Source organism: Methanopyrus sp. KOL6 (assembly GCF_002201915.1).
GTDB lineage: Archaea > JAADCQ01 > Methanopyri > Methanopyrales > Methanopyraceae > Methanopyrus.
Map to the genome: position 1 here is coordinate 1,045,054 of NZ_CP019470.1, position 14,129 is coordinate 1,059,182.

Annotated in this window: 16 protein-coding genes; 14 read left to right on the forward strand and 2 right to left on the reverse strand. The window is 59.4% G+C overall.

Annotation, left to right across the window (positions count from 1 at the left end; genetic code table 11):
• From BW919_RS05745 to gatB, 4 genes are all read left to right on the forward strand, one after another.
• Positions 1-1,338: a TldD/PmbA family protein gene (locus tag BW919_RS05745; RefSeq protein ID WP_157666099.1), complete on the forward strand. Its 1,338-nt coding sequence runs from the start codon at positions 1-3 to the stop codon at positions 1,336-1,338.
• Positions 1,339-1,343: 5 nt separating this feature from the next.
• Positions 1,344-2,567: a TldD/PmbA family protein gene (locus BW919_RS05750; protein ID WP_157666100.1), complete on the forward strand. Its 1,224-nt coding sequence runs from the start codon at positions 1,344-1,346 to the stop codon at positions 2,565-2,567.
• Between the two features lie 161 nt (positions 2,568-2,728).
• Positions 2,729-3,232 carry a hypothetical protein gene (locus tag BW919_RS05755; RefSeq protein ID WP_088336078.1) on the forward strand — a complete coding sequence of 168 codons (504 nt, stop codon included), beginning with the start codon at positions 2,729-2,731 and terminating at the stop codon, positions 3,230-3,232.
• A gap of 37 nt (positions 3,233-3,269) precedes the next feature.
• Positions 3,270-4,655, forward strand: coding sequence for an Asp-tRNA(Asn)/Glu-tRNA(Gln) amidotransferase subunit GatB (gene gatB / locus BW919_RS05760; protein WP_198324582.1), 1,386 nt, complete (start codon positions 3,270-3,272; stop codon positions 4,653-4,655).
• On the opposite strand, the gene BW919_RS05765 is transcribed toward gatB, so the two are convergent.
• The gene (locus BW919_RS05765; RefSeq protein ID WP_088336079.1) at positions 4,652-5,338 is read right to left on the reverse strand and encodes a spermidine synthase; all 687 of its coding nucleotides are present in this window, start codon (positions 5,336-5,338) and stop codon (positions 4,652-4,654) included. The two genes, gatB and BW919_RS05765, sit on opposite strands and share 4 nt — an antisense overlap.
• Positions 5,339-5,365: 27 nt before the next feature.
• On the opposite strand from BW919_RS05765, the gene BW919_RS05770 reads away from it, so the two are divergent.
• The 8 genes from BW919_RS05770 to BW919_RS05805 are packed head-to-tail and all read left to right on the forward strand — an operon-like array spanning position 5,366 to position 11,394.
• Positions 5,366-5,614, forward strand: coding sequence for a DUF2095 family protein (locus BW919_RS05770; protein ID WP_157666101.1), 249 nt, complete (start codon positions 5,366-5,368; stop codon positions 5,612-5,614).
• A gap of 21 nt (positions 5,615-5,635) precedes the next feature.
• Complete coding sequence (amrB, locus tag BW919_RS05775) at positions 5,636-6,487, forward strand: AmmeMemoRadiSam system protein B (RefSeq protein WP_088336513.1); 852 nt, start codon at positions 5,636-5,638, stop codon at positions 6,485-6,487.
• A 6-nt stretch (positions 6,488-6,493) separates the two neighbouring features.
• Positions 6,494-6,916 carry a hypothetical protein gene (locus BW919_RS05780; RefSeq protein ID WP_088336081.1) on the forward strand — a complete coding sequence of 141 codons (423 nt, stop codon included), beginning with the start codon at positions 6,494-6,496 and terminating at the stop codon, positions 6,914-6,916.
• 22 nt (positions 6,917-6,938) lie between these two features.
• Positions 6,939-8,903 (forward strand): minichromosome maintenance protein MCM, encoded by a 1,965-nt coding sequence (locus tag BW919_RS05785; protein WP_232452964.1) that lies wholly within the window; start codon positions 6,939-6,941, stop codon positions 8,901-8,903.
• Positions 8,904-8,917: 14 nt separating this feature from the next.
• Positions 8,918-9,574, forward strand: coding sequence for a hypothetical protein (locus BW919_RS05790; protein ID WP_088336083.1), 657 nt, complete (start codon positions 8,918-8,920; stop codon positions 9,572-9,574).
• A 3-nt stretch (positions 9,575-9,577) separates the two neighbouring features.
• Positions 9,578-9,994 (forward strand): translation initiation factor IF-2 subunit beta, encoded by a 417-nt coding sequence (locus tag BW919_RS05795; protein ID WP_088336084.1) that lies wholly within the window; start codon positions 9,578-9,580, stop codon positions 9,992-9,994.
• A complete protein-coding gene (locus BW919_RS05800; RefSeq protein WP_088336085.1) occupies positions 9,995-10,339 on the forward strand; it encodes a DUF424 domain-containing protein in 345 nt (114 codons plus the stop codon).
• Positions 10,336-11,394: a class I SAM-dependent RNA methyltransferase gene (locus tag BW919_RS05805; RefSeq protein ID WP_088336086.1), complete on the forward strand. Its 1,059-nt coding sequence runs from the start codon at positions 10,336-10,338 to the stop codon at positions 11,392-11,394. The genes BW919_RS05800 and BW919_RS05805 overlap by 4 nt, the downstream gene beginning before the upstream one ends.
• Here BW919_RS05805 and BW919_RS05810 read toward each other — a convergent pair.
• Complete coding sequence (locus BW919_RS05810; RefSeq protein WP_232452865.1) at positions 11,380-12,081, reverse strand: TIGR02253 family HAD-type hydrolase; 702 nt, start codon at positions 12,079-12,081, stop codon at positions 11,380-11,382. The two genes, BW919_RS05805 and BW919_RS05810, sit on opposite strands and share 15 nt — an antisense overlap.
• Here BW919_RS05810 and cofE point away from each other — a divergent pair.
• Positions 12,080-12,838 carry a coenzyme F420-0:L-glutamate ligase gene (gene cofE, locus BW919_RS05815; protein WP_088336514.1) on the forward strand — a complete coding sequence of 253 codons (759 nt, stop codon included), beginning with the start codon at positions 12,080-12,082 and terminating at the stop codon, positions 12,836-12,838. The two genes, BW919_RS05810 and cofE, sit on opposite strands and share 2 nt — an antisense overlap.
• A 51-nt stretch (positions 12,839-12,889) precedes the next feature.
• Complete coding sequence (thrC, locus tag BW919_RS05820; RefSeq protein WP_088336088.1) at positions 12,890-14,101, forward strand: threonine synthase; 1,212 nt, start codon at positions 12,890-12,892, stop codon at positions 14,099-14,101.
• Positions 14,102-14,129: the final 28 nt, after the last annotated feature.

Genomic DNA, 14,129 nt, shown 5'->3' on the forward strand with positions numbered 1-14,129 from the left:
TTGGATTCGGACGTCCTCCTGAGACATGCCGAGGAGGTTTCCGATGCCTGTGTCGTTTACGCCCTCGAGGGAGAACTCGTCGAGATCGAGGCTTCCAACGGAGAACTCAGGAAGGCCGATTCCGACCGCGTCCGCACCTACGCCGTCCGTGTTCTCAAGGGAGGATCGTGGGGAGTCGCCTCCGGTCCCGATCCCGAGCGACATCTCATCGAGCGAGCTTTACGGTCCACCGGCGAAGGTTCCGTGAGGATCCCTGAGGACGTTCCGGCTGCCGAGGGATCGTACCGGTGGGAAGGAAAGCTCTCTCCGCTCGACTCCCTCGACGAGGCCGCCGAACTATCGGTGGAGTTATCACGTGAGGTGCCGTACGATTGCGAGATCACGTGCTCCGCCGGCTCCGTCCGGTACACGATCACATCCACTTGGGGGTCCGAGTGCGAGGCCCGACTCGACCGCGTGAACTTCTGGGTTAAAGTCAGCGGTAAGGGGACCGCAGGTAGGGAAGAGTATACGGAGCGGGACGGGGCTAATTGCGCCAGTATAGAGCTGTTCTTGGAGCGGGCGGAGGAGGTCAGAGACGAAGCGGTCCGGAGGTTCGAAGATTTGTTGGAGGCGGAGCCCGGTCCGGAGCGTGCGGAGTCGGTGATCACGGACCCCGAACTCTTCGGCGTGATAGTCCACGAGGCTTTCGGACACGCCGTCGAAGGTGACCTCGTCGCGCGCGGAGAATCGGTGCTTCAGGATCGGGTCGGAGAGCGAGTCGCCTCCGAGATCGTGACCGTAGTAGACGACCCCACCGAGCGCGGTGCGTTCGGTTCTTATCCGTTCGACGACGAGGGAGTCGAGCCCAGACGGACCGTCCTCGTGGAGGAGGGTGTGCTGCGAGGCTACCTCACCGATCTGACTTCGGCAGCGGAACTCGACCTCGAGGTCACCGGAAACGGTCGTTTGGAGTCGATCGGTGACCACGTGCAGGTTCGAATGAGCGTGACGTACGTCGAGCCCGGGGACGCGTCGCGGGAAGAACTGTTCGAAGAGGCTGGTGACGGCGCCGTCTATCTCCTGGGATCGAGAGGGGGACAGACCGATACAGCTACCGGGAACTTCCAGTTCTCCGCCAAGCTCGGGTACGTGGTGGAAGACGGTGAGCCATCGCGCCCTGTACGCGACGTGGGCCTGACTGGCGAGACCTTGGAGTTCATGAAGAGAGTCCGGATACTCTCTGATGAGCTCAGACTCCATCCGGGGTACTGCGGCAAGGGTGGTCAGTTGGTACCCGTGTCTGACGGCGGACCACACGCGCTCGTGGACGGTCCTTTCCACCTTAGATCGGGGTGATTACGTTGGACGACCCGTTGTCACGGTTCGAGCCCGGGCGGGCGGTCCTCCTCGATGTGAAGACCGAGCGGGTTGAGGTAGAACGTACCCACGACACAGGCGACCGCGGACGTGTATCCACCGACCGCAGGATTGCCGTCCGCATATCGACCGACGAAGGGCTCGGTGTAGCGACGGTGGCTGACCCCGGAGAAATAGACACGGCGATCGAGCGCGCACTCACATCGGCTGAGATTGTAACATCCGAACCCGTCGAGTACCCAGATTCCGTCGATCCCGCGCATGTAAGCTCGTGCGACCTTTCTGCCGTTGACGAGGACGAGTTGTGGGATCTCCTCGAGGCCGTTGTGAGCGAGGTACCCGACGACGTAACCGTCACCTCAGTCTCAGTTACCGGCGTCCGCCGTCGCGTGATCCTCAGGACTCCCTCGGATCAAGCCGAGCGTGATGAGTCTTCCGTCACCGTGAGTCTGGACGTCGTCGGCGAATTCTCCGGGTTTGCTTGGGATGCCTCCGTCGGTCCACAGGACATCGACCCGGAACTCCTTGCACGGGAAGCCTCGGAAATGGCCTCTGAGACCCCGAAGGGGCGGGTAAGCTGTGGCGAGCTCGCTGTCGCCTTCCACCCACGGGCGTTCTCGGAACTCCTCACTTACGTGCTGATACCGGCTCTCTCCGGGCTCGAAGTACTGAAAGGTACCAGCGGGTTCGATCTGGAGGATATCGGTCGTGAGGTCGGACCTGAGGGCCTGCGCGTCGTGAACGACCCGACGCTCGATCGCAGGCCCGGCTCTTACGCGTTCGACGATGAAGGCAGCACTCCGAAGCGTGTTGAGTTGATCTCCGACGGGATCCTACGCTCTTTCTACACCGACTTGTACTCCGCCGAACGGTTGGAGGTGGAGCCTACTGGAAGTGGGCTCGGAATTAGACGCCCGGAGCCGTCACCTGCGAACGTGATCGTCCACGGCGACGCCTCCACGGAGGAGGTGTTGGAGGAGGCTGATCTCATCGTGTACAGGACTATCGGTGCCCACACGGCTAGTCAAGTGAGCGGGCGCTTCTCGGTGACTGCGCTGTGGGCGGAGACCGAGGAAGGGAGAGTCGCGCCTGTATCGGTTCGAGGTAACCTGTACTCGTCCTTGAGGCACATCCTGGTATCCGAGGAAACCGAGAGCACGGGTGTCGTCGAATCACCGTACGCGCTACTACGATGCCGGGTAGGATGAGTGTAGGTTGAGTAATCACTGTTTACTTCACGTGACCGTGCAAAGAGTTCAGTTCTACTTAACTACCAGGACCACACCAACAATCTTTCTACGCCCACCGCCGGTCGCCGGCACCGGAACAGTAATTCCTGCGGGGGAATTTTAGTGGCGGGGGGGGGCGAATGGGGACGTGTAGCCCGTACCGCGTGTACACCCTCCCGAAAGCCTTCGAGCGCTTTTATGAACCACGGTGGGGAAAATTTACTCGACGAAATGACCGGTGGTACTTCGGCACCCTTGAGCTAGAGCCGCTAACCGAGGACGATATAGAACTACGGGAGATGACCTTGATGGTGCCAATCTCCGAAGCCAATTTGATCAGCAACCACAAGTTCCGGAACAGGAAGAGGGACGCGGCCTACGCTTCGTACTTGGTGGGATCACCGTCGACGGATGTGGACGACGTCATCCCAGTGACGGTCAGAATCCCGTGGCCTAAGGACGTGAAGGCGCCACGTGAGATGCCGTTGGTACCGGGGACGCTCACGCACCATCGCAGGTTCTGCTTCACGGTTCCTAACTCGCCGGAAACTAAGAGGCTCTCCGAGAAAACGCTCGTCACAGCGGCACTGCTCAGGACGCTGTCACATGAGCTCGATTTGATGTCAACCATCCGCTACCGATAAGTGCACGGCGGATCCGTCACCCCCCAGGGTTCACCAGGTGGTGGACGTGAAGATAGGATTTGAGGTCCACGTACAACTCGATACCCGTACTAAACTCTTCTGTGATTGTTCCACGGATTACGAGGACGCGGAACCTAACGAGAATACATGTCCCATCTGCACTGGAGTGCCGGGGGCGAAACCACTTCCACCCAACAAGGAAGCCTTCCTGATAGCCCTTGAAATTGCGTATATGTTGGATTGCGAGCCCGTTCTGAATCGTCAGTTGTACTTCCAGCGGAAGCATTACGACTACCCGGACTTGCCCTCCGGGTACCAGCGTACCAGCGTGCCCATCGCGGTCGATGGTGAACTCGATGGCGTTCGGATCCGCGAGATTCATGTTGAGGAGGATCCGGGCCGCTGGGAACCCTCCACCGGGCGTGTCGATTACAACCGGAGCGGTGTCCCGCTCATCGAGATCGTAACCGAGCCGGATATGCGTTCTCCGGAGGACGCCAGAGACTTCTTGCGTCGTCTCATGCAAGTCCTCCGGTACTCTGGTAAGGTGAAGAGTGATGGTGGCGTCCGCGTGGACGCTAACGTCTCGGTTGAAGGCGGGACCAGGGTCGAGATCAAGAACATCAACTCGATCAAGGGAGTATATCGGGCCCTCAAGTTCGAGATTCAGCGACAACTTAACTTGATGAAACACGGGCGCAAGGTTCGCCGCGAGACCCGTGCCTTCCGCGAAGATCAAGGTACTACGGTCGCAATGCGTTCCAAGGAGACCGCGGAGGATTACAGGTACATCCCGGATCCTGACATACCGGTGTTCGAGATCACCGAAGACATGTGGAAGAAGGCCGTCGCACGAGCCCCGGAGCCGCCACACCATCGTGCCAGGCGGATGGCGGAGGAATACGGTATCTCGTTGGAGGCCGCCGAAGCCCTGGTCACGGAGCGCGAGTGGGCCGATTTCTTCGAAGAAGTTGTGGACAGAGCCCCGGACGACTGGGAAATCGAGTTCATCGATCAATGGGTGCGCAAAGAAATCAAGAAGGTGCTCAACAAGAAGGAGATGACTTTCCGCGAAGCTAAGATAACCCCGGAAGAGTTCATCGAGCTGCTCGAGCTCGTCCGTGAGGACAAGATCACACGTCAGAACGCTCTCAACGCGCTGTGGGAAGCTGTCGACTCGGATAAGAGTCCCGTCGAGATCATCGAGGAGAACGGACTGCTCAAAGTTAGCGATGAGGATCGATTGGCGCGCGTCGTAGAGGAGGTCATCGAGGAGAACCCACAGGCAGTGGAGGATTACAAGTCTGGTAAGGATGAGGCCATACATTACCTAATGGGGCAGGTGATGCGCAAAACTAGGGGACAGGCTGATCCGGAGGTCACCATGCGACTCCTCAGGGAAAGACTGGATTCCGGCGACTAGCGGCGTCCCTTGCATCGGAACACCACGGTCGGGGTGTCCGGGAAAGATTCAGCTCTCACCTCCAGAAAGAGCCGACTGAGGGCCCGGTATATCCTGTCCTGCCACCGCGGATCCCGACCCGCGAACACCGATGCCGTACCATCGTCCTTTAGCTTCTCGGTCATAGTTCTCAGGAACTCGGGAGAAAACAGTCGTGGGTTGCGCCCGGGACAAGGCCCCCCGTCGTGAACCACGTGATCGAAACCCTTCGGGAGTTCTGGCACGACTTCCACGGCGTCGCCCAGTAGTATCTTGACCCTGTCGTCCCTGAGCGCCTCTGAGAACTCCGAGACCGGGTTCCTGTATAACGCAATCGCGAGCATTCGAGGGTCTATCTCCACCGAAACGACCAGTTTCGGATCGCCCCATCTCAACAGCGCCCAGGTAGTTCTGCCCATCCCCGTGCCGATTTCAAGTACCATGCCTCTGGCCCGCTCGGGCCACGCTATCACGTACCCCTTGAGTCCCATTTTCCCGACCTCGAACCCTTTTTTCCCGTGGCCCAGCCCTCCCGTCCGTTCCCTCACGTATCGGAACAGCTCCCCTTCGTCCAACGACTCCGCCCACTCCCGGTACCGCGCGGCGGCTTCACGTGCCCTCCTGTCTTCTTCACTGAGTAACCCGCGACCGATATTATCGACCATCTCCCCTACCCCGCACGGGGGCCGCTCTTGTCGGAAGATCCCCTTCGCGGCTACGAGCCTTCTGTGAGGGATTATTTGGCCCGGTGTGACACCGACGAGGAGGCGCTGGAGGTACTTCAGTACTTGGTGAGGCGTGGTGAGTTGGACGAGGAACGTGCGTCCGAACTCGAACGGGAAATCCGAGAAAAAGGTGTTAGATCTCTGGTAGAACGTAGACACTTCGGTTATTACCTGGAGCGCTATTACGACCCGGACGGACGAAAGTATCGCGGGTGAGCCGTCGTGTCATCTGGGGCCGTGGAGCGATCTCCGGCCGTCGCGGGTCAGTTCTACCCCGCCGATTCGAAGGAGTTGAGGAAGGTGATCGAGTGGTGCTTCCGACACGAGCTAGGACCAGGTGATCTACCCGAGGCTAACGACGGTCCCTGCGCCCTGCCCGGTGTAGTGGCGCCGCACGCCGGTTATCAGTTCTCAGGACCAGTGGCCGCACATACGTACAAGGTTCTGGCGGAGTCAGGAACTCCAGAGACGGTAGTGATACTGGGACCGAATCATACCGGGCTCGGGTCCGCAGTCGCCACGATGACGGACGGTGCTTGGCGCACGCCGCTGGGATCGGTAGAGATCGACTCCGAGTTCGCGACTGCGCTGGTACGAGAGTGTGGTGTGATGGACGACGACTTAACAGCCCACGCTAACGAGCACTCCATCGAAGTACAGTTACCGTTCCTCCAGTACGTATACGGAGCGGGTTTCCGGTTCGTTCCAGTTTGTATGGCAATGCACGACCTTCAGACCGCGAGGGAAGTGGGTGAGGCGATCGTGGACGTGGCGAAGGAGCTGGACAGGAACACAGTGGTCATTGCGAGCACCGACTTCACGCACTACGAGCCGCACGATCAGGCCCAGAAAAAGGATCGTAAAGTTATCGAACGGATCACGGCCCTCGACGAGGCCGGTATGATTGAGATCGTGGAGCGATACAATGTCAGCATGTGCGGAGTAGGGCCGACCGCCGCGACTATAGTTGCTGTTAAGGCCATGGGAGCTTCCGATGGAGAACTTTTGAAGTACGCGACTAGCGGAGAAGTATCTGGGGATTACTCTCAGGTGGTCGGTTACGCCGCTATCGTTTTCCGCTGCGGGTGACTACGGATGCACCCGATCGAGTCATTGGATCTAGCGCTGACGGCGCTCATCGCGGGCTTGATCCTCACGTCGGAGGCGCTGCGTCTGTTCCCGTTCCTATCATACCTCGTTAGAGTGCCCCTGAGGCCCATAACACTGGTACTCGCGCTGGCGGCCCTTGTACTTACGCTCATCGCTTCCATCAAGGGGTACGTCCCGACGCTCCTGACTTTGTTGTGCTCCGTGCCGAAGCTCAGTATTGGAGGGTACCTCCTCAGCCGTGTGTGGTGGGTGGTCTCAGGCTTGCGTGAGGGCATGATAGGAGCACTCCGGCTTCTCTTAGAGGTCCGGACTCTGCCCTTCGACTTGTCGGTAGGCTGTGCACTGACGGCTAGCGGAGTACTGGGGGTCTTCCGTTGGATAACCTCCGTTCCGGCGGTGCCGTGGTGACGGGGGCGGGAATCCCGTGGAGATGGAGCGTGAGTTCGAAGAGGCTCTCAGGAACTCGAAAACGTTCCTGAGGTCAATCGACCGGGTGATCACTAACTACCCGAAGTGGCGAACCGTCGTCGTGGATCTGGAGGAGTTTGACGAACCGGACATAGCGTTCGCGGTGTCCGATGACGTTGTCGAAGCAATGAGGGTCGTCCAGCGGGTCGCCATGGAACTAATCAAGAAAGAGCGGCCGGACGTGGATCGTGTCTGGGTAGAGTTCCGTGGGTCACCGATCCGTCTCCGCGCTCGGGATATGAGCGTCGAGTTCAAGGATCGTCTCGTCACCGTTGAGGGAATCGTTCGTCGCGTTGATAACGTGGCGGCCGAGGTAGTTCGCGTGGAAGCCGAGTGTCCGCGGTGTGGGAATCGGTTCGAGGTCCGTAGGCGCGAGTACAGACCCGACGTGAGGTGTCCTAACTGCGGGATGCGGTGCGAGCCCGACGAGCTCTTCTACACCGATTATCAGCTCGTAGTGCTCCAAGAAGCTCCGGAGCACATGAGAGGTGGTGAACAACCGGCGACTGTCGAGGTGGAGTTTCGATACGATCATATCAACCGGGTTCGGCCCGGTGACCGGGTAAGAGTTACGGCGGTACCTCGGGTGCGGCTTCCGTCGAGTTCTCCACGACCGGGTGATACCGGGGAGATAGTCCTCGAAGCCCACGGTGTCGAGAGATCCGACAGCCCGCTTCCCGAGGAGGATTTCCGGTTCACGCAGGACGAGATCGAACAGTTCGAAGAACTGGCCGAGGGCGACCCGTTAGATGAGTTCGTCGAGGCGGTGGCCCCTCATATTCACGGGCATGAGGTGATCAAGAAGGCTGTGTCGTTACAGCTGTTCTCTTGCGTGGAGGAGGGTCAGATTCGGGAACGTGTTCACGTTCTTATCGTAGGTGATCCGGCGACTGCGAAGTCCCAGATTCTCCAGCACGTGATCGAGCACCTCGCCCCCCGCGGCGTGTACGTGAGCGCCCAACACGTGACGGGAGCTGGACTCACCGCGGCCGCCGAGCGTACGGAGGACGGATGGACATTGGAAGCAGGCGCCGTGGTCATGGCGGATGGCGGTGTGATAGCCATTGACGAGTTGGATAAGGCGTCTAGGGGCGATCTGAACGCGCTCCTCGAGGCGATGGAGTCGGGTAAGATCAGTGTCGCGAAGGCCGGGATAACGACGACGTTGAACGCTCGATGCGCGGTCCTCGCGGCCGCTAACCCCGAGGCGGGCCGCTGGCAAGGCGGTCATCCCATCGAAGAAATCAACCTGGATCCCGCCCTCCTCTCGAGGTTCGACGTCATCCTATTTACCCGAGACGAGCCGGATCCGGAGCAGGATAAGCTGGTCGCGGAACGGATGATGGAAGCATTCGACGGCGAGTTCGATAAAATCGAGGGTAAGTACGGGCTGCTACGCCGCTACGTCCTGTACGCTACGAAGGGGTTTTCGGACGTTACCATTTCCGAAGACGCTCGGGAAGAACTTCGAGACTGGTTCGTGTCCGCCCGACAGGAAGCGGCTGACCGGATCGACGACGGAGATCTGCGCACCGTGCCGGTCACACGGCGCCAGATGGGCTCCGTCCTGCGGCTGGCTCGAGCTTCCGCCCGTATGCGACTCTCCGAAACGGTCAACCGGGAGGACGTGTCCGTAGCTCTGTCGGTAGTAGAAGAATTCATGAAGGAGATAATGCAGGAGGACGGTGTACTGGACGCAGACGTAATCGAGACAGGTAAACCCAAGTCAGTGCGAGAGGCCCGCGAGTACGTTCTGAAGGTGGTGCGGAAGTTGGCGAAGAACCACGAAGACGGTGTACCCAAGCGAGAGATCGTGAAAGCGGTCAAACACCGCGTGAGCCGTGAGCGGGTTGAGGAGATTCTGGACGACCTCGTCGAGGAGGGCTTCCTTCTCCAGCCGCGGCCCGGAGTGTACCTCCCGATGTGAACGGGTGGTTGAACATGAGTGAAGAACTCTCCCGTAGATATCCTGCCGTCCGTGTGCCGGCCGGCGAACTAGCGCATTCCGAACCAACTGAGGATGGTTTCGTCACGCCTAAAGGTGTCAGGTTTCACAGGGTTCTGGTAGTCGGGGTGCTCTCTGGACGGTACGTGGACGAGGAGCGGGAGTTCGCCGTGATCACGGTCACCGATGACACGGGCTCTGTCGACGTGTTCGCGTTCGATGAATGTTACGAGCCTGCCCGGACACTAGATAAGTGGAGGCAGATCAAGGTGATCGGCCGTCCGATGGAGCCACGTGAAGAGGGCCGTCCCGTAGCGCTTAGGGCTGAAATAATTCGACCCACGTCGTACTTCGAGGAACTCTTCCGCAGGTTGGAGTACGAGATAATGTCTGGAGGCGAGGTGCCTACCGTCGAAAAACCCCTGACACTCGACGAGGCGATCGAGATAGTGTACAAGGAACTGCTTGAGATGGAGGAAGAGACGTTCTCGAGGGAGGAACTACACGAGGTCATCCGCTCCGTTGTTCCACTCGCGGACGAGGAGTTCTGCGAGAAGATCATTAAAGAGATGGAGGAGCGCGAGCTCCTGTACCCGATGGACCTGCCCGGGGGGAAACGTTGGTCCGTAATCGAAACCGGCTGGGGGCTGTGAACCGTGGCTGAGTACGACTACGAGGAACTCCTCGAGCGTGCTTACGAGCAGCTTCCCGAGGAGGTTCTCGAAGACCGCCGGTTCGAGATGCCAAAGCCGAAGGTCTCCGTGGAGGGTAAAACCACGGTCATCCACAACTTCAAGGATATATCCAAGAAACTCGATCGCGATCCTGAGCACGTTACCAAGTACTTCCTGAAGGAGCTCGGTACCGCTGGACACATCGACGGTGGTAGACTCATCCTGCACGGGGTTTACCATCCTAAGCTCATCGAGGAAGAACTCAAGAACTACGTTGAGGAATTCGTGCTATGCCCGGAGTGCGGGAAACCCGACACTAAGCTCGTTAGAGAAGATCGGCAGTGGATTCTTAAGTGCGAAGCTTGCGGTGCTTGGTCTTCGGTTCGGAGGCTGAAGTGAATGGCCCGAGTATTCTTGAACATCCACGGGACCGGTGACACCGTAGTTCTCGCCCTGTGCGACGAAGATCTCCTGGGTGAGGAGCTGAAGTACAAAGGGCGAAGCCTACGGATCTCAGAGCACTTCTACGGTGGAAAGTCCCTCGAACCGGATAGCGCCGCGAAGAAGATCCGGAAGGCCGTCTATGAGTACGAGGACGAGAAGACGGTCGCGATCAACGCCTTAGGTGAGCTCGCCTGCTCCGTCGTCGTCGACGCGGGTCTCGTCAAGGAGGATGAAATAGGAGAGCTGGGAGGAGTCCCACACGTCCAAATATACATCCTCCCGCGGGAGCCTTTCCTTTGACTTCGGGAGTACTATGCACGACCGCCCCGGGCCTCGAGGACGTCTGTGCCCAGGAACTCGGTGAGATCACCGGAAAACCCGTTCATGAGAACTACCTCGGCGTACGCGGTCGTGTACTCGTAAAGTGCTCGGAGTACGAAGCCCTCAACCTCGCCCGTGAGATCAACCGCAGATCCTTAACCATCCACCGCGCCGCGGTTCTCCTGGGTGGCTTCGAGATCGAACACCGCGACGAGCGTGGCCTCGAGGAGATACGTGAGCGCTGCCAGGAACTACCTTTCGAGCGTTACATCCACGAACACGATACATTCGGTGTACGGCCATCGCGGCTCGGGGAGCACGATTTCACCAGCGTGGATGTAGGGGCCGCCGTCGGTGACGCAGTCATCGAGCGGATAAAGAGGGAAGAGGGATTCAGACCTCAGGTGGATCTCGACGCACCCTCGGTGATCGTTAGGGCCGACGTCGTTGGAGACACCGTCATCGTCGGAGTTTGCACGACAGGTGATCGATCCCTCCACCAGCGCGGTTATAGGGTATATGATCATCCGGCGTCACTCAACCCGGTGATAGCTCAAGGCATGCTGGAGCTGGCAGGGAACCCGGACTCTCTCATCGATCCTACCTGCGGTGGCGCCACGGTGCCCATAGAGGCTTTACTTAGAGACCCGGAGACAGAGGCCGTAGGTGTGGAGAAGTTTCGAACACATTATGAGGGAGCTCGTCTCAACGTCCTGGCCGCCAGGGTAGACGTGGAGCTCTATCTGGCAGATGCGACCCGATTGTTCGAGGAGGTTCCGGAGCTCCGAGATTGCGAGTTCGACGCCGCCGTCTTCAACCCTCCGTACGGCCTCAAGATAGCGAATCCAAGCGTCGTGAAGACACTCTACCGAGGTCTCGCGAGCGTTCTCTCGGATCTCGTCAGTGTCGCCGTGACGGTGACGCCACGTGATAATTGGATGCGGGCTGCGATGGAGGAATATGGGTTCAGGTTGAGCCATGATCGATGGGTGAGGCACGGTGGTCTAGACGTGAGACTCCTAGTCTTTCGCTAATTCCCTGATGACGTCCAGTAGCTCCCGTGGCCTGTCGATCTCGAAGTCTGGAACATCGTCGTCACTTTCCGGTTCCATGTCCCGGTATTTGCCCCTCCTGATCCTCACCGTCACCATTCCTGCGCGGTTTGCCCCCTTGATGTCCTTGTCCAATCGGTCTCCCACGTACACGGCTTCCTCCGGTTTGACCCCCAGTCTGCGTGCCGCCTCGATGAAGATCTTCGGGTTGGGCTTCTCCACGCCGATTTCCTCGGAGATCACCACCTCGTGGAAGAAGTGGTGAATACCCAATCGGATTAACTTCTCCCACTGCTTCACCGCTAGCCCGCTCGTGACCGCTCCCAGTTTAAACCCCATTTCCCGCAGCCGCATCAGCGTCGGAACAACGTCCGGGTAGGGCTTCAAGTAGGCGAACTTGGTGTCGTGGTACGCCACTACGGCCGCCGCGACCAGCTTCGGTTCTGGATCCGCCCCTATCCTTCTGAGCAACAGATCGAAATGTCTAGGGTGGTTCGAGCCGTACTCCTTTACCACCTCCTGTAGCTCCCGATACAGATCCTCTTCCGACAGATCAGTTTCTAAACCCGCCTCGATCATAGCGCGGATGGCGTTCCTACGCGCTTCCTCCGCCAGCTTGGAAGACGGGTACAGCGTATCGTCCACATCGAACAGTACGGCTTTGATCATGGGGGGACTCCCCACGCTTCGCATCGAGCCGGTTCCGCTGGAGAGGAAGGTACGACCAGGAGACGACCTCGCGGAACTCATCGCGGAGTTCGCGGAGCTCGAGGAGGGAGACGTCCTCGCGGTCGCCCACACGGTGGTATCTAAGGCCGAGGGGGCCCTAGTTAGTCTCGAAGAGGTCGATCCCAGTCCCTTCGCTGAGACCCTAGCTGAGCGAACTGGTAAAGACCCGCGCGTGGTTGAAGTCATCCTCCGGGAAGCAGAGTCCATCGTGCGGGTCGGTCCGGACTTCATCATCACGGAAGTCCGAGGTGGGATGGTATGCGCCAACGCCGGTGTCGACGAATCGAACGCACCACCCGGATACGTGATCGTTCTGCCCGAGGATCCCGACCGCAGTGCCCGGGAGCTCCGCCAACGTCTCCTCGAACTCGTCGGAGTTGACGTGGGTGTCATCATCACCGACACTCAGGGTCGACCTTTCAGGGAAGGTGTTATCGGCGTAGCGATCGGGGCCTCCGGAGTACCCGTACTGGTCGATCGGCGTGGGGACCGCGATCTCTACGGTCGCGAGCTGAAAACTACGATTGTAGCGCTCGGTGATCTTCTGGCCTCCGCTGCTGAGCTCGTAATGGGACAGGCCGACGAAGGTACACCGGCGGTCATCTTCCGCGGGCTCAAACCAGAGCTCGAGCGATTCGAGGGTCCTCGGGAGGCCCGAGCCATCGTCAGGGATTCTGACCGCGACATATTCCGGTGAGCCTCATCCTTATCAGGGCCAAGGTCTCCTCGACCAGGCGGGGCAGTCTGAATGCACTATACCCTGGAGTGTGTCGAATGCCGTTCGGAGTTCGAGGACGATTCACTGGTACGGTGCCCCGAATGTGGAGGGCTCCTGGAGGTGGCACTGCACTACGACGAAATCGAAGTGAGCCGGTCGACGTTCGAGGGTCGTCGCCTCGGCGTATGGGCCTTCCGGGAGCTTCTACCCGTGAACACGGACGATCCCGTCACGATGTCCGAAGGTGGTACAGGCTTACACCCGTGTCCGAGACTGGGCGAGGAATTCGGTGTTAGGGGGTTGTTCGTGAAGAACGAGGGCGAGAACCCCACGGGCTCCTTTAAGGATCGTGGAATGACCGTGGGAGTCACCAAGGCCATGGAGCTCGGTGTGGAGGTCGTTGCATGTGCCTCAACGGGCAACACATCGGCCTCGTTGGCTGCCTACGCTGCCCGCGCGGGCCTTACCTGTGTCGTTCTCCTCCCGGCCGGTAAGGTGGCCCTAGGTAAGCTCGCCCAGGCTCTCTTCCACGGTGCTCGCGTGATCCCTGTGGATGGCAACTTCGACGACGCCTTGGACGTCGTGAAGAAAATGGCAGACGAGGGTATCGTGTACATACTCAACTCGGTGAATCCGTTCCGCCTCTTCGGTCAGCGTACCATCGCGTACGAAATATGCTTACAGTTGGGTTGGGAGGTTCCCGACGCGGTAGTCGTGCCGGTCGGCAATGCGGGCAATATCAGCGCGATCTGGCAGGGATTCCTCGATCTCTACAGGCTGGAAATTATTGACGAGCTCCCGAGGATGTACGGAGTACAAGCGGAAGGCGCTCGACCGATCGTCGAGGCGATTCGACGGGGCAAGGAGAACATCGAACCGGATCCCGAGCCCGAGACTGTCGCCACCGCAATCCGCATCGGCAACCCTGTGAACGCCATCAAGGCTCTCCGAGCTATCCGATGTTCGGGCGGTTGGGCCGTGGAGGTTTCCGATGGGGAAATACTCTGGGCGCAGCGTGAGCTTGCGACGCGGGAGGGAATCTTCGTGGAGCCCGCGAGTGCTGCTTCGATAGCGGGACTCAGGAAGTTCGTGGAGGAAGGTGAGATCGACGCCGACGAGCTGGTGGTTTGCGTGACCACAGGACACGGTTTGAAGGATCCGGAGGCGGTCATGGAAGTGTGCGAGCTACCCGAACCCGTGGAACCGGATCCCGAGATCATCCAGCGTTTAATAGCCGAGTGACCTCTACGGATGCCTCGAATGTCAGTCC

Coding starts and splice junctions, on each gene's coding strand:
- BW919_RS05755 (WP_088336078.1), top strand. CDS start 2,729: ATGGGGACGTGTAGCCCGTACCGCGTGTACACCCTCCCGAAAGCCTTC.
- BW919_RS05765 (WP_088336079.1), bottom strand. CDS start 5,338: ATGGTCGATAATATCGGTCGCGGGTTACTCAGTGAAGAAGACAGGAGG.
- BW919_RS05780 (WP_088336081.1), top strand. CDS start 6,494: ATGCACCCGATCGAGTCATTGGATCTAGCGCTGACGGCGCTCATCGCG.
- BW919_RS05785 (WP_232452964.1), top strand. CDS start 6,939: ATGGAGCGTGAGTTCGAAGAGGCTCTCAGGAACTCGAAAACGTTCCTG.
- BW919_RS05790 (WP_088336083.1), top strand. CDS start 8,918: ATGAGTGAAGAACTCTCCCGTAGATATCCTGCCGTCCGTGTGCCGGCC.
- BW919_RS05800 (WP_088336085.1), top strand. CDS start 9,995: ATGGCCCGAGTATTCTTGAACATCCACGGGACCGGTGACACCGTAGTT.
- cofE (WP_088336514.1), top strand. CDS start 12,080: ATGGGGGGACTCCCCACGCTTCGCATCGAGCCGGTTCCGCTGGAGAGG.
- BW919_RS05810 (WP_232452865.1), bottom strand. CDS start 12,081: ATGATCAAAGCCGTACTGTTCGATGTGGACGATACGCTGTACCCGTCT.
- thrC (WP_088336088.1), top strand. CDS start 12,890: ATGCACTATACCCTGGAGTGTGTCGAATGCCGTTCGGAGTTCGAGGAC.